Source organism: Escherichia sp. E14V7 (assembly GCF_004212225.1).
GTDB lineage: Bacteria > Pseudomonadota > Gammaproteobacteria > Enterobacterales > Enterobacteriaceae > Escherichia.
The window spans coordinates 18,615-41,003 of the sequence record NZ_RHJJ01000020.1 but is presented as its reverse complement, the minus strand read 5'-3'; the positions used below and the strand labels follow the sequence as shown (position 1 = coordinate 41,003).

Annotated in this window: 19 protein-coding genes and 4 pseudogenes; 10 read left to right on the top strand and 13 right to left on the bottom strand. The window is 44.8% G+C overall.

Annotated elements, in window-relative coordinates:
* Positions 1 to 77 precede the first annotated feature (77 nt).
* From D9741_RS20665 to D9741_RS20655, 3 genes are read right to left on the bottom strand one after another with little or no spacing between them, the layout of a single operon-like run.
* Positions 78 to 1,319 (bottom strand): DUF6056 family protein, encoded by a 1,242-nt coding sequence (locus tag D9741_RS20665; RefSeq protein ID WP_130218380.1) that lies wholly within the window; start codon positions 1,317 to 1,319, stop codon positions 78 to 80.
* Positions 1,316 to 2,233, bottom strand: a complete 918-nt coding sequence (locus D9741_RS20660) for a glycosyltransferase family 2 protein (RefSeq protein WP_130218378.1) — start codon at positions 2,231 to 2,233, stop codon at positions 1,316 to 1,318. Before D9741_RS20660 ends, D9741_RS20665 begins: the two co-directional genes overlap by 4 nt.
* Entirely contained in the window at positions 2,230 to 2,592 is a 363-nt protein-coding gene (locus D9741_RS20655) for a GtrA family protein (RefSeq protein WP_130218376.1), read from the bottom strand. Before D9741_RS20655 ends, D9741_RS20660 begins: the two co-directional genes overlap by 4 nt.
* Positions 2,593 to 2,858: 266 nt before the next feature.
* Here D9741_RS20655 and D9741_RS20650 point away from each other — a divergent pair.
* Positions 2,859 to 3,231, top strand: a pseudogene (locus D9741_RS20650) (tyrosine-type recombinase/integrase); the annotation flags it as partial.
* A gap of 48 nt (positions 3,232 to 3,279) precedes the next feature.
* On the opposite strand, the gene D9741_RS20645 reads toward D9741_RS20650, so the two are convergent.
* Positions 3,280 to 3,618 carry a DUF1294 domain-containing protein gene (locus D9741_RS20645; RefSeq protein ID WP_130210782.1) on the bottom strand — a complete coding sequence of 113 codons (339 nt, stop codon included), beginning with the start codon at positions 3,616 to 3,618 and terminating at the stop codon, positions 3,280 to 3,282.
* A gap of 116 nt (positions 3,619 to 3,734) precedes the next feature.
* On the bottom strand, positions 3,735 to 4,433 hold the full coding sequence (locus D9741_RS20640) for a TetR/AcrR family transcriptional regulator (RefSeq protein WP_130218374.1): 699 nt from the start codon (positions 4,431 to 4,433) through the stop codon (positions 3,735 to 3,737).
* Positions 4,434 to 4,553: 120 nt separating this feature from the next.
* On the opposite strand from D9741_RS20640, the gene D9741_RS20635 reads away from it, so the two are divergent.
* From D9741_RS20635 to D9741_RS20625, 3 genes are all read left to right on the top strand, one after another.
* On the top strand, positions 4,554 to 5,201 hold the full coding sequence (locus D9741_RS20635; protein WP_130218372.1) for a class I SAM-dependent methyltransferase: 648 nt from the start codon (positions 4,554 to 4,556) through the stop codon (positions 5,199 to 5,201).
* A 90-nt stretch (positions 5,202 to 5,291) separates the two neighbouring features.
* A complete protein-coding gene (locus D9741_RS20630) occupies positions 5,292 to 6,587 on the top strand; it encodes a PHB depolymerase family esterase (protein ID WP_130218370.1) in 1,296 nt (431 codons plus the stop codon).
* Between the two features lie 59 nt (positions 6,588 to 6,646).
* Complete coding sequence (locus D9741_RS20625; RefSeq protein WP_130218368.1) at positions 6,647 to 7,336, top strand: tetratricopeptide repeat protein; 690 nt, start codon at positions 6,647 to 6,649, stop codon at positions 7,334 to 7,336.
* A gap of 113 nt (positions 7,337 to 7,449) precedes the next feature.
* Here the strand turns inward: D9741_RS20625 and rpmJ are convergent.
* From rpmJ to D9741_RS20605, 4 genes and pseudogenes are all read right to left on the bottom strand, one after another.
* Positions 7,450 to 7,551: pseudogene (gene rpmJ / locus D9741_RS20620) on the bottom strand (50S ribosomal protein L36); the annotation flags it as partial.
* A 387-nt stretch (positions 7,552 to 7,938) separates the two neighbouring features.
* The gene (ykgR, locus tag D9741_RS20615; protein WP_064530486.1) at positions 7,939 to 8,040 is read right to left on the bottom strand and encodes a small membrane protein YkgR; all 102 of its coding nucleotides are present in this window, start codon (positions 8,038 to 8,040) and stop codon (positions 7,939 to 7,941) included.
* Between the two features lie 330 nt (positions 8,041 to 8,370).
* A complete protein-coding gene (locus tag D9741_RS20610) occupies positions 8,371 to 8,622 on the bottom strand; it encodes a DUF1471 domain-containing protein (RefSeq protein WP_130218366.1) in 252 nt (83 codons plus the stop codon).
* A 133-nt stretch (positions 8,623 to 8,755) separates the two neighbouring features.
* Positions 8,756 to 9,061, bottom strand: a complete 306-nt coding sequence (locus tag D9741_RS20605) for a hypothetical protein (protein ID WP_130218364.1) — start codon at positions 9,059 to 9,061, stop codon at positions 8,756 to 8,758.
* Between the two features lie 119 nt (positions 9,062 to 9,180).
* Here D9741_RS20605 and D9741_RS20600 point away from each other — a divergent pair.
* Positions 9,181 to 9,654, top strand: a pseudogene (locus tag D9741_RS20600) (LysR substrate-binding domain-containing protein); the annotation flags it as partial.
* On the opposite strand, the gene D9741_RS20595 reads toward D9741_RS20600, so the two are convergent.
* Both D9741_RS20595 and D9741_RS20590 read right to left on the bottom strand, forming a co-directional pair.
* Positions 9,651 to 10,640: an aldo/keto reductase gene (locus D9741_RS20595; protein ID WP_130218362.1), complete on the bottom strand. Its 990-nt coding sequence runs from the start codon at positions 10,638 to 10,640 to the stop codon at positions 9,651 to 9,653. The pseudogene D9741_RS20600 and the gene D9741_RS20595 sit on opposite strands and share 4 nt — an antisense overlap.
* Positions 10,641 to 10,666: 26 nt before the next feature.
* Positions 10,667 to 11,518 carry an aldo/keto reductase gene (locus D9741_RS20590; protein WP_130218360.1) on the bottom strand — a complete coding sequence of 284 codons (852 nt, stop codon included), beginning with the start codon at positions 11,516 to 11,518 and terminating at the stop codon, positions 10,667 to 10,669.
* A 565-nt stretch (positions 11,519 to 12,083) separates the two neighbouring features.
* Here D9741_RS20590 and fdeC point away from each other — a divergent pair.
* Positions 12,084 to 16,337, top strand: a complete 4,254-nt coding sequence (gene fdeC, locus D9741_RS20585) for an inverse autotransporter adhesin FdeC (RefSeq protein ID WP_130218358.1) — start codon at positions 12,084 to 12,086, stop codon at positions 16,335 to 16,337.
* Between the two features lie 139 nt (positions 16,338 to 16,476).
* Here fdeC and D9741_RS20580 read toward each other — a convergent pair whose 3' ends face one another.
* Positions 16,477 to 17,328 carry a helix-turn-helix domain-containing protein gene (locus D9741_RS20580; RefSeq protein WP_130218356.1) on the bottom strand — a complete coding sequence of 284 codons (852 nt, stop codon included), beginning with the start codon at positions 17,326 to 17,328 and terminating at the stop codon, positions 16,477 to 16,479.
* Positions 17,329 to 17,576: 248 nt separating this feature from the next.
* On the opposite strand from D9741_RS20580, the gene D9741_RS20575 reads away from it, so the two are divergent.
* The 4 genes from D9741_RS20575 (at position 17,577) to D9741_RS20560 (ending at position 21,807) form a co-directional block, all read left to right on the top strand.
* On the top strand, positions 17,577 to 18,446 hold the full coding sequence (locus tag D9741_RS20575) for an aldo/keto reductase (protein WP_130218354.1): 870 nt from the start codon (positions 17,577 to 17,579) through the stop codon (positions 18,444 to 18,446).
* Between the two features lie 515 nt (positions 18,447 to 18,961).
* Positions 18,962 to 19,681, top strand: a complete 720-nt coding sequence (locus D9741_RS20570; protein WP_130218352.1) for a (Fe-S)-binding protein — start codon at positions 18,962 to 18,964, stop codon at positions 19,679 to 19,681.
* A 10-nt stretch (positions 19,682 to 19,691) separates the two neighbouring features.
* Complete coding sequence (locus tag D9741_RS20565) at positions 19,692 to 21,119, top strand: LutB/LldF family L-lactate oxidation iron-sulfur protein (RefSeq protein ID WP_130218350.1); 1,428 nt, start codon at positions 19,692 to 19,694, stop codon at positions 21,117 to 21,119.
* Positions 21,112 to 21,807 carry a lactate utilization protein C gene (locus D9741_RS20560; protein WP_130218348.1) on the top strand — a complete coding sequence of 232 codons (696 nt, stop codon included), beginning with the start codon at positions 21,112 to 21,114 and terminating at the stop codon, positions 21,805 to 21,807. The genes D9741_RS20565 and D9741_RS20560 overlap by 8 nt, the downstream gene beginning before the upstream one ends.
* A 95-nt stretch (positions 21,808 to 21,902) precedes the next feature.
* Here the strand turns inward: D9741_RS20560 and D9741_RS23665 are convergent.
* A pseudogene (locus tag D9741_RS23665) lies at positions 21,903 to 22,132 on the bottom strand (choline dehydrogenase); the annotation flags it as partial.
* Positions 22,133 to 22,389: the final 257 nt, after the last annotated feature.

Here is a 22,389-nt window from a genome sequence, read left to right as displayed (position 1 = left end):
AACCAATAAAAGTCCAATTAAATTTGTTTTTATTTCTAAGCCCCCCCCAAAAAAAGGAGGTGGCTTTTAAATTTAATTCAAATTTTATAATGGCTCTTAGCAAAACTTGCTACTATGTTATTTATTGCGATTGGGGTTGAAACAACAATTGCTGTTATAAGAAGCAAATATGGAATAAAATAAATTCTATTACCAGAAGCATATATGCTTGGTGATAATCCTAACATAGATGTTGTGGCAATGGTTCCAATAATCATTGTGGATATGAAAATTGAAGTGACATTAAAATTAAGTGATATTACGGTTGGGAATATAATGAGTGCTGTAAGTATCATGGCAAAAGACACCCTAAACACGGAGAGTGTCGAGAAAAGATTGTTTTCAGAAAAATGTATGGCTTGAAAAATAACTGGCGGTGTATGTATAATATATAGTGTAATCAAGATACAGCAAGAAATTAGAGGAAATATTTTTGTTTTTTTCTTGCATATAATAGTACTGGAAAAGGCTAGTAATGCAGGGATAATTGATTTTACAGAAAATAACATATCTGCATATAAGTTAAGTCCAAGCATAGATCTTTGGATTATATTAAAATTACCATACTCTTTAAACCAATGTTCTATCTCTGCATAATACCTGACTTTATTTCCTGGGCAAGTTGCAATATAAATAATAACTAATAGTGAAATCCCCATCGCATTTAATAATGGTTTTGCATTGTAATTGTTTGTTTTGCAAAAAATTAACAGTGTGGTGCATAATAATACATTGACTACAGCTATCTGTTCATTGAATGATGATAAAAAAATTAACAAATAGCAAATTATGGATTGAGTTTTCTCGTGGTTTTCCATATTGATTTTTTTTATAAGTAGAGAATAACCAATAAATGCAATAGCACTTGGCCACAGATAGTTGAATGATCCTGTTATCCAAATCGCGGCATTGAAAAAAACATCGCTTGGCATCATAACAATCAGTAATAATGACATGATTGAAGTGTTTATTTTATAGTAAAGGTTGTTTTCTCTCTGAAAGATAGAGCAAATGCCAATAATTAATGATGAAAACATTGCTGCATTAATTAAAGACCAAGCATAAAAATGATTAATAAGATTTATTAATGCATATTCAATCCATGTTCGTGATGACCATGTGAAATATCTATCTATGAGCCACTTGAAGTGATCCGGTTCTGATATTGATTTCTCGGAAAACCAAATGTCATCTGATACTAGTGTATATTGATTTAAATGAAGAATAGTTAAACCAATAAAAAAAAGCAAAAGAAAGCATATGTAATTTGATTTAATCATTTCTTATCCTTAATAATATATTTGGGTCTATTTTTTACTTCAATATAGATTCTGCCTATATATTCACCGAGAACACCAATCCCGATCAACTGCACTCCACCCAAGAAAAGTATTGATACAAGAAGGGAGGGATACCCGCGTACTGGGTTACCAAAGATAAGAGTGTCTATAATCATCCATGCACCATATAAAAATGAAATGCTTGCAACAAACAAGCCTATATAAGTCCATACGCGAAGAGGAAAGGTTGAAAAACTTGTGATACCTTCAAGTGCCAGATTCCATAATTTCCAGCCATTAAATTTTGATATGCCAGCAACGCGCTCTGCTCGTACATATTCAACGACATCCGTCTGACCACCCACCCAGCTCAGTATGCCTTTCATGAAAAGATTGCGCTCAGGCAACAGTTTAATGTTCTCCACAACCTCACGAGACATGAGTCGAAAATCTCCGACATTTTCCTCGATCTTTGGGGTGCTTATTTTGTTGTGTAACTTATAGAACCACTCAGCTGTCTTACGTTTCAGTCGTCCATCAGTTGAGCGGTCTGAACGTTTCGCAAGCACCATGTCAGCACCAGCCTGCCACTTTTCAATAAGATGAGGGATAACCTCAATAGGGTCTTGCAGGTCGACATCAATAGGAATTACAGCATCGCCGCTTGCATGGTCTAACCCTGCAAATAAGGCTGGTTCTTTACCAAAGTTGCGTGTAAATGACAGCGGAACAACTAGCGGGTCTGAAACAGCCAGCGCGTTAATAATTGACTCTGTGGCATCTTTACTTCCGTCATTTATGAATATAATTTCTACTTCATATGGCTTCAACTCTTGGAATTCACGTACTGTTTTATAGAAAACAGGTATCGCTTCTTCTTCATTGAAGACAGGAACGACAAGAGATATTTTCATTTCGCATCCCTAAAGACAATGAACTTTGAATAGACGAAACCGCACACCAGACTGATGGCGGAGAAGGTGATAAGAGTGACTATTGGAGGAAGTGAGCATTTATCAGCAGCCCAACCAACAATCGCACTCAATATTCCCATGAATCCCACGTATAACATGTAGCGCATCGCTGTAGTCGATGCTTTGAATGTGAATCTTGCATTCGCGAAGAAGCTAAAGCTCACAGCCACTACGAAACCTGTGAAGTTTGCCAGGGCCTGACTGGTATGCGCGGCATAGATACATACACCAAAAACCACCCAGTGTATAAGTGTGTTCAGCACACCTATAGATGTGTACCTTACAAACAACTCTAACATTTATTTAACCAATGAGTTCCAAAAGACACGAAGTCTATCATCCAAGTATCAATTGATCGATACTTGGTGTGGCTGATGAGACAAAACTGGGACACATAAGGCCTCACAATGGCTTGCAAGACTTTACATGTTTTGATGTGGTGGGACGTGTGAGCGCAGTGTTGATGGGGTAATGCTTTGAATTAGAAATGGATTCTTATAATTCGTAATGCGAAGGTCGGAGGTTCGACTCCTCTTATCGGCACCATTTCAAACTCTTCCCAGGTCTATCTAAGTCAATTGACCCCGCACATACTACAGCTCACTGCCCGTTCCTTATCTTCCATTATCAACCGTATTTTCTTTAATGCGTTATCTGGTTACACAGGTAGTCCGCTGGTTGTTTTGGTGGCGAGATTGTTGATTATTACAGGTGTTCGAACCGGAGAGTGGAGAGCGGCGCTCTGGAGCGAATTCAACCTCGATAAAGCGATATGGGAGATCCCTGGGCAACGGATGAAAATGAGGCGACCACATATTGTTCCGCTTTCAATTCAGGCAATTACAATACTCAAAACGCTTCAGATAATGACAGGAAATTATCCTCTAGTGTTTCCTGGTCGTAAGGATCCAAATAAGTGCATGAGTAAAGCGCCGGTGAAATAACATGGAACTACTGCCTGTAACTCCCGGAGCGGATACCGGGTTTTATGGTTGATACAATTCATATATCACAACTGACAGGATCATCACGTTCAATACGACGCTGATTGCGAAGTAGGTTCTGAATGGCTGTTTCTGTGTTTTATGTCGAAAGACCTGTTGACCAATAATTGCACCAACCCAACCTCCGACAAAGCCAAACACCAGCAGAGTTGCTTCTGGCACTCTGCGCCAGCCTCTACGTGCAGCCAGCTTATCAGTACCATAAATTACCAGGGTGAGCAGGTTTACGCATGTAACCCACGCAGCAAACGGCTCCGCCAGTAACACACTGCTGGCAGCCGTTAAAAGGAGGAGCAAATAGCAAAAACGATTCAGATTCATGGCGTATTTTAGTCATACCAGGCATGCGCTTGCTATCATTTTTGTATATCTCCCTAAACGGAATGGACTCAATTTTGGGGATTATGATGTTGTGTAAGTATCCCGCATAATCGTGGCTAGTTTTTGTTGACCACTTCAATCCCTTGTATAACAGTTTCGATACGCTCTTTTATTTCCTCAAGTTGTTGCTGACGACCTTCAGGTGTTAATGTCTGATCTTCGTTAACATCCAAAACCCATCGACGAGGAAGCAATGCGCCAAAAACAATATCCATTAGCATTCCAGCACAATTACCCGTATTTTTAACAGCAATACGCCCTTGAGATTGCTGAAGATCCAGCCATTCGATTAACAGTTCTCTTGAGCGAAGCGTTTTAGTGGCATATAAATAGTCTGAAAGCTCTGGAAAGAGAATTGATTCACGTGTCATTAATTTTAAGAGTGCTTCTCTCTCTTTAGCTTCTTCTTGACTTATATCTAATCGGAATATACGAAACAGAGTTTCATTAATGGGGAGCATCTCGTTTTCCGGTCTTGGGAGATCGAGGAACAGGGCTTTATATTCTTTAATTACTTCAGAAAAAATTTCCTTCTTATTACTGAATACCTCATAAATTGTTCTTTTTGATACTTTTGCCCGACGAGCAATTTCTGTGGTTGAGGTTTGGGCAAAACCAAGCTCAATGAAGGCACTATACGCGCCAATAACTATCGCTTTCTTACGCTCATCAAGCCCCGCACTTTTAGGTCTTCCCCGTCGCACCTGTGTCCTCACTTCGCTCTTGTTCTTCAAAACATTTACTCCTGCATTCATTTTTGGTACTTGACCAGTACCAAAAATGGTATCACTATACCAACAACATAAGCAATGATCATAACATGGTGTATGAAAACAACTAGGTAACATCACTTCATAAAATACAGGTCCTTATTTATGAGTCGATTAAATAATAGTATCTGCCCCATTCGTGATCCCCAGGTTATACGTGTTCTGGAACGCATGAATAATGAACGCAAACATCCCCCGCAGGAACTGTTTCGCGAAGCTCCGGCACTTGATCCTGAAAAATTTTCCAGTTATGGCTTTTCCATAGCCCCAGAACAGGGGGAACTTATCTACTTACTGTGCCGGGCAATGAAAGCCACTCGCGTTGTGGACTTTGCAACTTCTGTAGGTATGTCAGCGCTCTATTTTGCCGCTGCGATGAAAGATAATGGTGGCGGACTGGTGATTGGTTCTGAAATGGTACGGGAAAAGGCTGAAGTCGCGTCTCGAAATCTGGCAGAGGCAGGTCTTACGTCTTTTGTTGATATTCGTGTCGGTGATGCGAGAGAAACGCTGAAAGATCTCGGTGGTCCTGTCGATTTTATTCTTATTGATGGTTTCCCTCTTGCGGATGGCCCAAGCCTCGCTCGTAAGGTTACTGAGATCGTTGCGCCGCAGTTACGAGTAGGAGGATATATATTAAATGATAACGCAGAACCAGATTTTTTATCTTATATTCGTGATCCACAGAATGGTTTTATTTCTATAACATTGCCGATAAAACGAGGTACAGAGTTAGCACTGAAGATAAGTTAAATACAAGTACGAATGATAAAGTTGAAAAAATATAGTCCTGGTATCATGCTGATATTCATTTAATTTTTATCAAAAGTAAAGAGGTCATTTATGCCGACGCGCAGAGAGTTTTTAATTAAAAGTGTTGCGGGTGCTTTAGTTGTTTCAATGCCTCGCATTGTATTCGCAAACACAAACAACAAGGCAATAAAGGCTACAGCTATTACACAAGTTTTTGGTGACGGAGTTCGACTTATTGCGATAGCTGTAGAATTTGAAAAGCCTATAAATAAGGAAGAACTTTCGTCAACAGAGTTTAGCGTAAAAAATTATCATATCAATAAAGTGTTTATCAGTCAGTCAACAGCTTTGGTTGAGGCAAAATCAGGTAAGTACGCGATTCTTGAACTGGACTACAGCAAACCACAAAATGAATGGCAAGAAACTATAACGGACCCAACAATACAAAAAGCAGTTCCCAAACAAGGGCAAGGTAAACCCTCCTGGGTTGCAGGAGAAAAACTAAACCAAACTATTAGATATAAAGATGCATCTGCAACTGTGATTACACAAAATACCACGCTGGAAACTAACGCCGTTTCAAATCTGGTGGTCGATAGTTTTAGACAAGGTAAATATAAAGACAATGAAAGCGGAAAAATACTAGAATATAATTTCTTTATGCCTGAAGAGCAAAATAAAGCATTACCATTGGTTCTTTTTATGCATGATGCAGGGGCTACCAGTGCACAAATAACAACGACTCTGTTTCAGGGGCTAGGCGCAGTAATTTGGGCAGAACCGGAAGAACAACTGAAACGTCCCTGCTATGTTTTAGCTCCTCAGTATAATGAAATCATTGCTGATGATGACTGGCGTACATCTACGTTGCTTGATACAACAATAAATCTTGTTCAGTCTTTGATGAAAGAATATAAAATAGATCCTGAACGTATTTATGTTACTGGTCAGTCAGGGGGATGTATGCTGGCCATCGCTATGAATATCAAATATCCTGACTTTTTCACAGCGAGTTACCTGGTTGCAGGAAAATGGGATGCGGAACAGGTTGCTCCAATAGCTAAAAACAAATTGTGGTTTATGGCCTCAGAAGATGATGCAGGGGCTTTTCCCAGCTTCAACGCGATTACTGAACGTCTTGAGCAGTTTGGGGGAAAAGTTTCTCGTGCAGCATGGAATGGTCAATGGGACCCTGAACAATATCGATTTGCTGCCGACACATTGTTTGAAGAACAAAGTAATATCCGTTATACCGTTTTTATAAAAGACAGTGTATTTGATGAATACTCTTCGCGAGAAGGTGCCAGCGGGCATCGTAACACATGGCGTATTGCTTACAGCATAGAACCAGTTCGTGAATGGTTATTTAACCAACGCAAACAATAAAGTGTAGGCCAGACTGTCATCAGGTATCGTGTTGGCAGTCATTTTTACCGAGAGACAGAATGAAGGCGTTATTATTTGTAATTCTATTTTTTTCTGCATCTGTATATGCAGATACTCCACCAAAAATGAATTTTGATGAAATAATAACGCGCTCTGCTCAGGGAGATGCAGAAGCGCAAGCCAGATTGGGGGAAGCATACCTGAATGGAAACTACAATCAAACGGTGAATTATACTGAGTCTTTTAAATGGTTGACGAAATCAGCAGCCAGCGGAAACCCCCGCGCGAAACTGGATTTAGGGATTTTATATCTTAATGGATATGGCGTACCGTATGATTATGCAAAAGCCTTAAGCCTTTTTGAGCAAGCTGACCTGGCGGGAGAAATGAAAGCTGCACGTTATCTTGGGATTATTTATGAAAGAGGATTAGGCGTTCCTCAGGATTATAATAAAGCGGCGAAATATTATAAGAAAGGCGATAAAAATAATGATATTACGGCGCAGTATCGTCTGGCTAAACTTTATGAACAAGGTAATGGCGTAAAACGCGATTATCAAAAAGCGATAAACCTTTATCTTAAACATATCAGCAGAATGGATCATATCACTGCTCCCAGTTTTGTGGCTTTAGGTGATATTTATTCTTTGGGATTGGGCGTAGAGAAAAATCCACAACTGGCTAAAAAATGGTATCAAAAAGCGGTTGATGCGGCTCATACACAGCATCAGCAGGTAGCAAGCCATTAATGAGTAAGAAGATACGTTTGCAGGAAAGTTAATGCTGGCGTACTGAATACACCAGCATTAATCAGGCATGATTATGCAGCCAGCCAGGTGTCGTTGAACCTTCAAACTCAGAGTTAACGCTTTTTCTTGCGCCTCTGAACAGCCTTAAAGCGTGGATTAGATTTGCAAATGATATATAGCCGTCCTTTTCGCTTCACAATCTGACAGTCTGGATATGTGGGATTCCCGCAGCTAACTGAACGTGCCGGAAGTGAGAGATGTTGTTGGCTATCGTTGGTGACGGCACTATTCAGTAGCCGAACTGCTGATTTATGTCACTACCCGCTGATCGGTATGAACGCATTGAGAATGTGGGTGAGCCTTGCTTTACCGGCTGATTATTTATCACGCAGCCAAAGTAACAATTTGGTGAACCAACATGCGCATTGGGTAACTAAAGTGCTGACTCAATGCGCAATCTCTTTTAGTGCGGCACAAATACGGTTTCTTTAAACTTCCCTTCGAAACCGTACGAATATCCTTCCCCACTGACATAACTCTTACAAAGTAGGTGGAGGATACATATTTTAAATATCACCTAAGGGAATTGTTTTTAGATGTAATTAATAGTAATGGAGGAATAAATAAGCATATTCTACAACTGCAACCAAAACAACAATATTAATCAGCTTATTACTGATTTCTTGTATCTTATTCTCTTTCATTGGTATTTCCTCGCTTTAAAAAAGAGCGCACCTCATAAGCGCCTCTTATATAGATAACGAGTTTGGTCAACCAATTTTTTGAACTGTATCACAAATTTGGAAAGATGTATTACATCAATTATTACTAATCGCACACAAGTGATCCATAGTTTAGGCTGAGATTGGCCCTGAGGATTACGCTGCTCTCCTTGTATGATCCCCGCATAATTGTGCTATTCACACATTAGAAATGTACCGTGTTTACAATCTGCTGAGACTGCATTTTCGTCGTAAGGACAAGCCATGGAACCGATGCTCATGATAATCAGTCCATGGCACATCATTTACTATTTACTTATAGATTTCAGCAACTCCGTGCAGTTTGTTATTCCCCGTAGTAGACAGGATTTTGAACGACGTTGCTCCTTGCTCATCAGCCTTACGAGAAAGCGCATTCGATAACTCATCAAGCGTCAAGGCATTGCTGGCTGAGATTACACCAATCTTTTCTTTGCCATCTGTATGATTAATTTCTTGCGCTGCAAATGCAACATTCACCGAAATAAGGCCCATGACTAATGTAGTAACAAGTAGTGTTTTCATAACTAATACCTAATCTAAGTTATATGTTTGAAAATGAATTAATATAGGAGAGAACGTCTCTTTCCTGATAATTGTACAGATTAAAGCTGTCATAATACTGACCGCTATATGATAAAATTGTCATATTTTAAAATTAGTTAACCTTGGTGTGCAGATTCAGGTCATTAATAATACATTCAGGTTCTTCATGCAGAGGCATATTGTCTATATCCAAAACCCCATCGTTTTTTTGAGGATTATCACTCTGCAGGTTTGCAAACAGAGGGGGCAGATCCTGCTGCGCTTCTCCTCGTTCTGCGACCAGTTCGAATGTTTTATTTTTAGCGGCGTCGTTGCTCAGGGTACTGACCAGATCCACGGGCTGATGACCCATTGCAATAGCGGTATTTACTACATGAATACCGATGCATCCTGTTGCTCCTGCAACGAGTATTTTCATGGTAAACCTCATGATAATTAATCTTTATTTTCGATACATACAGATTATCAATTATCATAATTGTCAGTAATGTGGCTAAAATAATTGTATCTATGAACGCCCTTCATGAGTGCGCGTTGAAAAGTGTGGATAAGGATATGATTGCAGTGCGGATTGGACCAGAGATGCGGATGGCCGTGGTGGGGGCACCGGAGTATTTTGCCGCTAACGCCTTACCTGAAACGCCTCACGAGCTACAAAATCATCGCTGCATCAATATGCGTTTGCCAACCGCCGGTGGGCTTTACCACTGGGAGTTCGAGCGAGAAGGGAAACCACTTCGCGTCAAGGTTGAGGGGCAACTGACGTGTAGCCCATTGCCAGTAAGAATTGATGCCGCGTTATCAGGGTTTGGGATCGCTTTCCCTGAAGACATGGTTCAGAAGTATGTAAAGTCAGGCAAGCTTATTCATATGTTGCAGGAGGGGTGTCCAACTTTTCCCGGATATTACCTTTACTACCCCAGTCGCAAGCAGCATCCGCCAGCTTTTGCGCTGTTGATCGTATTCAGAGTAACGGGTCCACATTTTGTTGTGGACCCGTCTGGGCATTAACGGCCTACGCGTGCCTGGTGCTCAGGCGAGTAACGTTCACCGACGATTTTAATTGTTTCCAGTGCCTCGGTTATCTGCTGCGTATCATTGCGCGAAAGAACAATGTCGACAGCACCCAGGTTTTCTTCCAGCCGATGCAGTTTAGTGGTGCCAGGGATGGGAACAATCCACGGCTTTTGTGCTAACAGCCATGCCAGTGCGATTTGTGCAGATGTTACCCCTTTCTCCGCGGCCAGTTCACCTAACAAGGTGACCAGTTTTTCATTGGCTTCAATGGCTTGTGCTGCGAAACGCGGTACGGTGCTGCGGTAATCATCTTTGCCGAAAGTGGTTCCTGGTTTAATCGACCCCGTCAGGAAACCTTTACCTAGTGGGCTGAAGGGGACAAAACCAATCCCCAGTTCCTCCAGCAACGGCAGAATTTCCTGTTCAGGCTCACGCCACCACATGGAATATTCGCTTTGCAGGGCGGTGACAGGTTGTACCGCATGTGCACGACGAATGGTTTGTGCTCCCGCTTCAGACAGGCCGAAATGTTTGACCTTACCTTCTGCAATTAGGTCTTTCACCGTTCCTGCAACATCTTCAATAGGAACATCCGGATCAACACGGTGTTGATACAGAAGGTCAATAACATCTGTCTTAAGGCGGCGTAATGAGCCTTCAACGGCTTCACGGATATGTTCCGGGCGGCTGTTTAAAATCTGCTGCTTATTATCATCGCCGAAGGTAAAACCGAATTTAGTGGCAATCACCACACGGTCACGAAACGGTTTTAAGGCTTCGCCGACCACTTCTTCATTCAGATACGGACCATACACTTCGGCGGTATCGAAGAAGGTGACGCCACGTTCAACCGCAGCACGAATAAGTTCGATAGCCTGACGGGTATCGGTCGCCGGGCCGTAGCCGTGGCTTAAACCCATGCAACCGAGCCCAAGGGCGGAGACTTCGAGTCCGGATTTACCCAGATAACGTTTTTGCATTGAATGAATACCTCTTTTATCGCGGCTTAAACATCAAGTTTGCGGCCAGTCAGCCATTCCACCATTGCGGGATCGCGGTGAGAGAAGAACGCGCTGGTTGCGGTATCCAGGGCGGTAATTTGCAGCATATCTTCAGGGCTGAGTTCAAAATCGAGAATGTTGATGTTCTCTTCCATGCGTTCTTTGCGCACTGATTTTGCCAGTGAAACAATGCCTCGTTGGTAGATCCAGCGCAGAACAACCTGGCCCACGCTTTTGCCATACTTCTCGCCAATTGCCGTGAGAACAGGATGCTGGAACAGACCATTTTTCCCTTCCGCAAACGGTGCCCAGGCTTCTGGCTGAATGCCACGACTTTGCATCCACGGAACGGCCTGTAATTGCTGGTTGAAGGGGTTAACTTCAATCTGGTTTACCGCCGGAACGACTTTATTAAAGGCGATAAGGTCAGCCAGTCGGTCAGGATGGAAGTTACTGACGCCAATAGCGCGGATCTTGCCTGCCTGTTGCAGTTCTTCCATGGCGCGCCAGGCACCGTGGACATCACCGTAAGGCTGATGAATCAAATACAGGTCAACGTAATCAAGTTGCAGTCGATTCAGAGAGCGTTCGAACTGGGCTTTGGCCCCTTCGTAACTGGTATCCTGCAACCAGAGTTTCGTGGTGACAAAGAGTTCGTTACGCGCAATGCCGCTTTGTTTCAGTGCGTTCCCGACCTGGGTTTCATTTTGATAGGAGGCGGCGGTGTCAATCAGTCGATAACCGGTGTTAATAGCGTCAATGACCGCTCTTTCGCATTCGGCGGCATCGGTCATCTGAAATACACCAAAGCCCAGCAGGGGCATTTCAATACCGTTGTTCAGTTTTACTTTTTGCATGGTGTTATCCTTCCGTTATCGTTCATGAGAAGCATAACCTAAAGGGAAGAGCTCGATTAGACGGCAGGATTTGTCAGGGGTTATGAACGAAATTCATAAATCTGTTTGAGTGTTGAGATGAGCAGTGCAAGTTCGATATCCCCGGAATTTACAGTCTGATGAAGGAAAATGAATATCCATAAAAAATATATTGGTTTATCCTGGCGTATATACCTACTTCGACGTATTGCCAATCGTGATAAATTAAAGGCAGGTCATTATTATTCACTCTGAATAATGAATTATTCACTGTCCGCAGACTAAGAAATATAACTTAGGTATCTATTTAATGACTTGCACAAAAAGCTAAATTTTCACCCATAAATAAAAATATAATCCCGCGCCCAACCACCTGATGAGTGGCTACAGGCACTGGATATATTAGGTGGCGGTGTACTTTCTTACATAAAGGTATTTCCTTTTCTGCGGAAAAGGAAACCGGGAAATTCCCGGTTTTTCTGACAAGCGGACGCCATTATTTGTGTCTGCCTATGTTCGTTAATTCGTTCATCAGGAAATTATCTCAATGTCACGTTATAAAACAGGTCATAAACAACCACGATTTCGTTATTCAGTTCTGGCCCGCTGCGTGGCGTGGGCAAATATCTCTGTTCAGGTTCTTTTTCCACTTGCAGTCACCTTTACGCCAGTAATGGCGGCACGTGCGCAGAATGCGGTTCAGCCACGGTTGAGCATGGAAAATACTACGGTAACTGCTGATAATAATGTGGAGAAAAATGTCGCGTCGTTTGCCGCAAATGCCGGGACATTTTTGAGTAGTCAGCCAGATAGCGATGCGACACGTAATTTTATTACCGGGATGGCCACCACTAAAGCTACCCAGGAAATCCAGGAGTGGCTCGGGAAATATGGTACTGCGCGCGTTAAACTGAATGTCGATAAAGATTTCTCGCTGAAGGATTCTTCGCTGGAAATGCTTTATCCGATTTATGATACGCCGACAAATATGTTGTTCACTCAGGGGGCAATACATCGTACAGACGATCGTACTCAGTCAAATATTGGTTTTGGCTGGCGTCATTTTTCAGGAAATGACTGGATGGCGGGGGTGAACACCTTTATCGACCATGATTTATCCCGTAGTCATACCCGCATTGGTGTTGGTGCGGAATACTGGCGCGATTATCTGAAACTGAGCGCCAATGGTTATATTCGGGCTTCTGGCTGGAAAAAATCGCCGGATATTGAGGATTATCAGGAACGCCCGGCGAATGGTTGGGATATCCGCGCAGAGGGCTATTTACCTGCCTGGCCGCAGCTTGGCGCAAGCCTGATGTATGAACAGTATTATGGCGATGAAGTTGGGCTGTTTGGTAAAGATAAGCGCCAGAAAGATCCACATGCTATTTCTGCCGAGGTGACCTATACACCAGTGCCTCTTCTGACATTGAGCGCCGGGCATAAGCAGGGCAAGAGCGGTGAGAATGACACTCGCTTTGGCCTGGAAGTTAACTACCGAATTGGCGAACCTTTGGCGAAACAACTCGATACGGATAGCATTCGCGAGCGTCGGGTACTGGCAGGCAGCCGCTATGACCTGGTTGAGCGTAATAACAACATCGTTCTTGAGTATCGCAAATCTGAAGTGATCCGTATTGCTCTGCCTGAGCGCATTGAAGGTAAGGGCGGGCAGACGGTTTCCCTGGGGCTTGTGGTGAGCAAAGCAACTCACGGTCTGAAAAATGTTCAATGGGAAGCGCCATCTTTGCTGGCCGCAGGCGGAAAAATTACCGGGCAGGGTAATCAGTGGCAAGTGACGCTCCCGGCTTACCAGGCAGGCAAAGACAATTATTATGCGATTTCTGCGGTTGCCTACGATAACAAAGGCAATGCCTCAAAACGCGTGCAGACAGAAGTGGTCATTACCGGAGCAGGTATGAGTGCCGAGCGCACGGCGTTAACGCTTGACGGTCAGAGCCGTATCCAAATGCTTGCTAACGGTAGTGAGCAAAAGCCACTGGTGCTTTCTCTGCGCGACGCCGAGGGGCAGCCAGTCACGGGTATGAAAGATCAGATCAAGTCTGAGCTGACGTTCAAGCCAGCTGGAAATATTGTGACTCGTACCCTGAAGGCCACTAAATCACAGGCACAGCCAACACTGAGTGAGTTCACCGAAACTGAAGCTGGGGTGTACCAGTCTGTCTTTACTACCGGAACGCAATCAGGTGAGGCAACGATTACGGTTAGCGTTGATGGCATGAGCAAAACCGTCACTGCAGAATTGCGCGCCACGATGATGGATGTGTCGAAGTCTACTCTGAGCGTGAATGAATCTTCAGGAGACGTGGTTGCCGATGGTCAGCAATCCCACACGCTGATGCTGACTGCGGTGGATACTGATGGCAACCCGGTGACGGGAGAGGCCAGCCGCTTGCGATTTGTTCCGCAGGATAGCAGCGGTGTCACCATTGGTACCATTTCGGAGGTAAAACCAGGCGTTTACAGCGCTACGGTTTCTTCGACCCGTGCCGGAAACGTTGTTGTGCGTGCCTTTAGCGAGCAGTATCAGTTGGGCTCATTACAACAAACGCTGAAGTTTGTCGCCGGGCCGCTTGATGCAGCACATTCGACCATCGCCCTGAATCCGGATAAACCGGTGGTTGGCGGTACAGTTACGGCAATCTGGTCGGCAAAAGATGCTAATGACAACCCTGTAACTGGCCTCAATCCGGATGCACCGTCATTATCGGGCGCAGCCGCTGCAGGTTCTAAGGCCTCAGGCTGGACGGATAATGGCGACGGGACCTGGACTGCGCAGATTTCTCTCGGCACTACGGCGGGTGAATTAGAGGTTATGCCGAAGCTCAATGGGCAGAACGCGGCAGCGAATGCGGCTAAAGTGACCGTGGTGGCTGATGCGTTATCTTCAGGCCAGTCGACAGTCTCTGTGGCAAAAGATCACGTAAAAGCAGGCGAAAGCACAACCGTGACGCTTATTGCAAAAGATGCGCATGGCAACGCTATCAGCGGCCTTTCCCTGTCGGCAAGCCTGACAGGTGCTGCATCTGAAGGGGCGACGGTATCCAACTGGACCGAGCAAGGCGATGGTTCCTATGTCGCTACGCTGACCACAGGCGGAAAGACAGGTGAGCTTCTCGTTATGCCGCTATTCAACGGTCAGCCAGCAGCCACCGATGCTGCGCGGTTGACTGTCGTTGCGGGGGAGATGTCATCAGCGAACTCTACGCTTGTTGCTGACAATGAGGCTCCGACCGTCAAAGCGACGACGGAACTCACCTTCATCGCGAAGGATGCGTACGGGAACCCTGTTAGTGACCTGAAGCTCGATGCACCAGTGTTTAGCGGTGCCGCCAGCACGGGGACAGAGCGACCTTCAGCAGGAAACTGGACAGAGAAAAGTAATGGGGTCTACGTGGCGACCTTAACTCTGGGATCTGCCGCGGGTCAGCTGTCTGTGATGCCGCGAGTGAACGGCCAAAATGCCGTTGCTCAGCCACTGGTGCTGAACGTTGCTGGTGACGCATCTAAGGCTGAGATTCGTGATATGACGGTGAAGGTTGATAACCAGCTGGCAAATGGACAGTCGACTAACCAGGTAACCCTGACCGTTGTGGACACCTATGGTAACCCGTTGCAGGGACAAAATGTGACGCTGACTCTGCCGAAAGGTGTGACCAGCAAGACGGGGAATACGGTAACAACCGATGCGGCAGGTAAAGCCGACATTGAGCTGATGTCAACGGTTGCCGGGGAACACAGCATCGCGGCCTCAGTGAATAATACTCAGAAGACGGTTACGGTGAAATTCAAGGCGGATTTCAGTACCGGTCAGGCGACCCTGGAGGTTGATGGCAGCACGCCAAAAGTGGCAAACGACAATGATGCCTTTACGCTGACGGCAACGGTTAAGGATCAATACGGCAACCTTCTTCCTGGCGCTGTGGTCGTCTTTAATCTGCCTCGGGGCGTCAAACCGCTTGCAGACGGTAATATTATGGTGAACGCCGACAAGGAGGGTAAAGCGGTACTGAAAGTGGTTTCCGTGACTGCCGGAACGTATGAGGTCACGGCGTCGGCAGGAAATGACAAGCCTTCGGATGCGCAGACTATAACGTTTGTGGCCGATAAGGCTACCGCAACCGTCTCCGGTATTGAGGTGATTGGCAACTATGCATTGGCGGATGGCAAAGCCAAACAGACGTATAAAGTTACGGTGACTGATGCCAATAACAACCTGTTGAAAGATAGCGACGTGACGCTGACTGCCAGCCCGGCAAATTTAGTTCTGGCTCCCGATGGGACGGCGAAAACTAATGAGCAAGGGCAGGCTATTTTTACCGCCACGACTACTGTCGCAGCGAAATATACACTCACGGCGCAAGTGAGTCAGAGCAACGGTCAGGTATCGACGAAAACTGCCGAATCTAAATTCGTCGCGGATGATAAAAACGCGGAGCTCGCCGCATCATCTAATGTAGATTCTCTGGTGGCGGATGGGGTACAGACCGCAACAATGACGGTTACCCTGTTCTCGGCAAATAACCCTGTTGGGGGGAATGTGTGGGTCGACATTGAGGCTCCGGAAGGGGTGACAGAGGCGGATTATCAATTCTTGCCGTCGAAGGCTGACCATTTCTCGGGTGGGAAAATCACGCGTACATTTAGTACCAGCAAGCCAGGTGTCTATACGTTCACATACAACGCACTGACGTATGGCGGGTACGAAATGAAGCCTGTGAAGGTGACAATTAACGCCGTGGCTGCAGAGACTGAAAAGGGCGAGGAGGAGATGCCATAATTTGAATAGTATGAACGTTACGATCTAATAAAGAATAATGGTGTTGATATGTTCAACGCCATTATTCACTGAATACCTGGCCTGATACTGATTAAACAGTAGCAGGCCAGGATAAAACTCAATAAGACATGGTGACAAACTAAACCGGACGAACGGGGATAAAAATTTCGCAAACAACATCATTGCCATCCTTTTCTACGAAATCTTCATTGTAATAAAATCGCTCAATATCGCTGCCGTTCACTCTGGCTAACCCCCTGGCAGGCAACGCTATCAGATAGATGTTCCGCACCCAGTCAGAGTAATGTTCCCAATTTCCTTCATAACGGAAAGAGGCATAAAGTCCTCGGGTCGTTGTCCACTCTTTCGGCATGTCAGCATATTCACATACCGTACCAGCAAAGGTTTCAACTGTGAGTAAATCGACCGACTTTGTTGATGGTTTAAACGTTGAGACGAAATAGATATCCGTCTTAAAATCCTTCATGCACTTGGCTAAATGATGACGTCGCAATTTGACTTCTTCATCCGGTGATTTATTCGATATTTCAGTATCATACTTAAATGAATTGCCAAAAATACGTGTTTCAGGGAAATGAATTAATATGCAATCAGTTTTTGTATGTTGGCGTGCTAAAAATGGAGGGAAGATATTTTCCAGATCCCAATAATCACGGAGTCGGTATTCTCGGGGAGTGCAGCCGAATAATTTTTTAAATTCGCGACTGAATGACTGCTGTGAATCAAAATGCAAAGATAGTGCAATATCAAGCATAGATTTCGCTGTGAGTCGGACAAGAATAGCTGCCCGGCAAAGTCTTCGTTTGCGAATGTATTCTCCCAGCGGCACATGCATGAAGTTTCTGAACAGGAGCTGGATATTGCGTCTACTGTAGCCTGATTTCTGTGCGATATCTTCGATTGAGATAGGGTTACCGAGATTGCACTCAATCCACTCCAGGAGCTGCTGTAGAATCTTCTGCCTGATCATCACATTCTCCATTAATTCTTCGTCATATCGCACATTTTTGTTATGTCCAGGGCCCTAAGTGTATCAAAAACAGCAAGGCACGAGGCAAAAGCACTGATAGCGTCTGCTTCATTGTCCCCGAAAATAGAGAAATTACAGTCCCCTATTATTAATGAAATTTTTACATAAGTGATATCAAAATCCACATACTAATCTGCGGTCATGTTTTAACGTAGACTAATGATTCATATGTAATGGAGGGACTGCTAGTGGAATTTTCCGTATTAAGCAACAATCTGAAAATGCCGATGATGGGATTTGGTGTTTTTCAGGTTACCGATAAAGAAGTATGTAAACAATCAGTGTTGAATGCTATCCGAACCGGTTATCGACTCATCGACACTGCAGCGGTATATGGTAATGAAGACGCCGTCGGCGACGCTATTCGTGAAGCCATTTCGGAAGGTTTCTGTACCCGCGAGGAGTTATTTATTACGTCTAAACTGTGGGTGCAGGACATGGTTGATCAGGATACGGCAAAAGCAGGTATTGAAGCGTCATTAAAAAAATCGGGACTTGAATACTTTGATCTCTATTTATTGCACCAGGCAATGCGCGATTATTTCAGTGCATGGCGTGCACTGGAAGAGGCCTATGAAGAGGGCAAACTGAAAGCGATTGGGGTTTCCAATTTCTATCCTCATGTTCTGGCAAACTTTTGTGAAACAGTCAGAATTAAGCCAATGGTCAACCAGGTTGAGTTGCATCCCTATTTTGCCCAACCAGAAGCGCTGGCAACCATGAAGTACTACAACGTGCAGCCTGAAGCATGGGCACCATTAGGCGGTGGAAGACATAAACCATTTGAAAACAGCCTGCTTCAGGGTATTGCAAATGCCCACCAAAAATCGATTTCTCAGGTAATTCTACGCTGGAATATTCAACGGGGAGTGGTTGTTATTCCAAAATCGACTCATCAGCATCGTATTGAAGAGAACTTCGCTATCTGGGATTTTTCACTGACAGAGAAAGAAATGGCGCAAATAAGCTCACTTGATCTGGGGTATGTTGGCGAATCCGTAAAACATTTTAATCCTGAGTTTGTTCGTGGCTGTCTTGGCGTAAAAATACATAACTAATTAGACTTATCAGGATGCTACCTGACCCGCACTCTGAAAATATAACCTATAGCAGGTGTTTTATATGTTTTCCGAAGGCGGGATCTCATAATGAAAATAAAGAATACACACTGAATCGCTTCAGTAAGATAAAATTACAATTATTAATGGTTGTGTAATTATTGTTAATGATTTTATTTATACTCATTTGGGGTCTGTTTTAATAGATGCCAAATGAGTAACTCTAAATGGCTATTTAAGATAAATTATATTGGATTCATGACGTTATTATATCGAATGGATGATTCCGCGTTGTTAGTGGCGATCATTATAAAAATGTGAGCGGCGCCGAAAGAAATAAAATTAGCTATTGCATCCAGGTATCCAATGATGGATTATTGATTTGTCATACAAATCGGATTGAATTTGTATTCTGCTACTCAATAAAAAAGCCGCCATTTTTATTGATGTCTGAAAACCCAGAAGGGGTGGTTGCGATCAGGCATAAATAGAAATGAAGCAATGGAGTATTGGTTGTGAATGTCAATTTCTTTGTTACCTGTATCGGTGATGCACTGAAATCAAGGATGGCACGAGACTCCGTGCTGCTCCTGGAAAAACTCGGCTGTCGCGTAAATTTTCCTGAGAAACAGGGATGCTGCGGTCAGCCTGCGATCAATAGTGGTTATATCAAAGAAGCGATCCCAGGAATGAAAAATCTGATCGCTGCACTTGAAGATAACGACGATCCCATTATTTCTCCCGCCGGTTCCTGCACTTACGCCGTAAAAAGTTACCCAACATATCTGGCTGACGAACCAGAATGGGCATCACGTGCAGAAAAGGTCGCCGCACGTATGCAGGATCTCACTTCTTTTATTGTCAATACATTAGGGGTAGTCGATGTAGGCGCCAGCTTGCAAGGGAGGGCGGTATATCATCCATCCTGTAGTCTGGCCCGTAAGCTGGGTGTGAAGGATGAACCACTTACGCTGCTAAAAAATGTACGTGGACTGGAGCTGTTGCCCTTTGCCGAACAGGATACTTGCTGCGGGTTTGGCGGTACGTTCTCGGTCAAAATGGCCGAAATTTCCGGCGAGATGGTGAAAGAAAAGGTTTCACACCTGATGGAGGTCTGTCCTGAGTATTTAATTGGTGCCGACATTAGTTGCTTGCTGAATATAAGTGGGCGATTACAACGGGAAGGGCAGAAAGTCAAAGTGATGCATATTGCTGAAGTGCTGATGAGCCGCTGAGGGTATAAAGATGTCGATCAAAACCAGTAATACAGAATTCAAGACACGCATCCGTCAGCAAATTGAAGATCCGATCATGCGCAAAGCGGTGGCAAACGCGCAGCAGCGTATTGGAGCAAATCGGCAAAAAATGGTCGATGAATTAGGTCACTGGGAGGAGTGGCGCGATCGTGCCAGCCAGATACGTGATCATGTTCTGAGTAATCTCGACGCTTATCTGTACCAGCTCTCCGAAAAAGTGACGCAAAACGGCGGTCACGTCTGGTTTGCAAAAACCAAAGAAGACGCTACCCGCTACATTTTACAGGTCGCCCAACGCAAAAATGCCCGGAAGGTGGTGAAATCTAAATCGATGGTGACCGAAGAGATTGGCGTCAATCATGTGTTGCAGGATGCTGGCATTCAGGTGATTGAAACCGATCTGGGTGAATACATTCTTCAGTTGGATCAAGATCCGCCATCTCATGTTGTGGTCCCGGCTATCCATAAAGATCGCCACCAGATCCGCCGGGTGCTACACGAACGTCTGGGCTATGATGGCCCGGAGACGCCTGAAGCGATGACCTTATTCATTCGTCAAAAGATCCGTGAAGATTTCCTCAGTGCCGAAATCGGTATAACCGGCTGTAATTTCGCGGTAGCAGAAACCGGTTCGGTATGCCTGGTGACCAATGAAGGCAATGCGCGAATGTGTACCACGCTACCTAAAACGCACATCGCGGTGATGGGGATGGAGCGTATTGCCCCCACGTTTGCCGAGGTTGATGTATTGATCACCATGCTGGCGCGTAGTGCCGTTGGCGCACGTTTGACGGGATACAACACCTGGCTGACAGGGCCGCGCGAAGCGGGGCATGTGGACGGGCCTGAAGAGTTTCATCTGGTTATTGTTGATAACGGGCGTTCTGAAGTGCTGGCCTCTGAATTTCGGGATGTGCTGCGCTGTATTCGTTGCGGAGCCTGTATGAATACTTGTCCGGCATATCGCCACATTGGAGGTCACGGATACGGCTCAATTTACCCAGGGCCAATCGGCGCGGTGATTTCTCCGCTACTTGGCGGCTATAAAGATTTTAAAGATTTACCCTACGCCTGCTCTTTATGCACGGCCTGTGACAGCGTGTGTCCGGTGCGTATTCCTCTGTCAAAACTGATTTTGCGTCATCGTCGGGTGATGGCTGAAAAAGGGATCACCGCAAAAGCAGAGCAACGGGCGATCAAAATGTTCGCTTATGCCAATAGCCATCCGGGATTGTGGAAAGTCGGGATGATGGCAGGCGCTCATGCGGCAAGCTGGTTTATCAGTGGTGGCAAAACACCACTCAGGATCGGTGCGATTAGCGACTGGATGGAAGCCCGCGATCTTCCTGAAGCTGACGGCGAGAGTTTCCGTAGTTGGTTTAAGAAACATCAGGCGCAGGAGAAAAAAAATGGATAATCGAAGCGAATTCTTGCAAAACGTTGCTCAGGCACTGGGCCGCCCGCTGCGACTCGAACCGCAATCGGAAGATGTGCCGCTTAACAACTATGCTAACGAGCGTCTTACTGAACTTAACCAGCAACAGCGCTGTGACGCTTTTATCCAGTTTGCCAGTGATGTCATGTTGACGCGTTGTGAACTGACCAGCGAGGCGCAGGCCGCAGAAGCTGTATTACGCCTGTGTAAAGAGCTGGGAGAGCAGTCGGTGGTGATTAGCGGTGACTCGCGACTGGAAGAATTGGGGGTCAGTGAGCGTTTACAACAGGAATGCAATGCCGCCGTGTGGGACCCGCTGAAAGGTGCCGAGAATATCTCGCAGGCAGAGCAGGCTAAAGTTGGCGTAGTGTATGCTGAATATGGCTTAACAGAATCGGGAGGCGTGGTGCTTTTTTCCGCTGCTGAGCGTGGGCGCTCGTTGAGTTTGCTCCCTGAGTCCTCAATTTTTATCCTGCGCAAAAGCACCATCCTGCCACGTGTGGCGCAACTCGCAGAAAAATTGCATCAGAAAGCGCTGTCTGGTGAGCGTATGCCGTCCTGCATTAACATCATTAGCGGTCCTAGTTCAACGGCGGATATTGAGCTTATTAAAGTCGTCGGGGTTCATGGCCCGGTGAAAGCGGTGTACCTGATTATTGAGGATTGCTGAGAGGGAGTAGCATGAGAGTTACCTCACGTTTTTATAGCAGGATTCGGTCCCATATCAATACGGTAACTCTCAACCTTGCAAGGCCTACAGTCAAATCAAGTCGCGACGGAATTTTTATCTCTCAGCGACATTCCATTCGCCACAAAATACGCAGCCGTGCTTCTCGCCAATCATAATTGATGCATCCACCACGCGCAGGCCCTCCAGTTCGTATACGGCCCGCCGTCTCGTCGTAGTCTGTTCTGTACGCATCGCACGGGGGAAAGGCGGTTTCGGTGCAATTACGCACAAGTTCGTTGAGCTGTTCATCGGTCTGACAATCGACACACAGGAAATAGTGTGATGTTCCAGGACGTGCATAAAACTGCGCCATCTCTGCATATGGTACGGGAATTATTGACCCACTGTAGAATTTTATGCATATATTATATATAGTTGTAATTTCATATCTTGTAATTCCTCTTAGTCACTTGTAAATCTTATATTCTATTAATTAACGATTTTATATGAATGAAAGCTGAATGGATTCAGTCTTATGCGCATATATATTTCTTAATAAGACAATTCTTATATTTAAATACC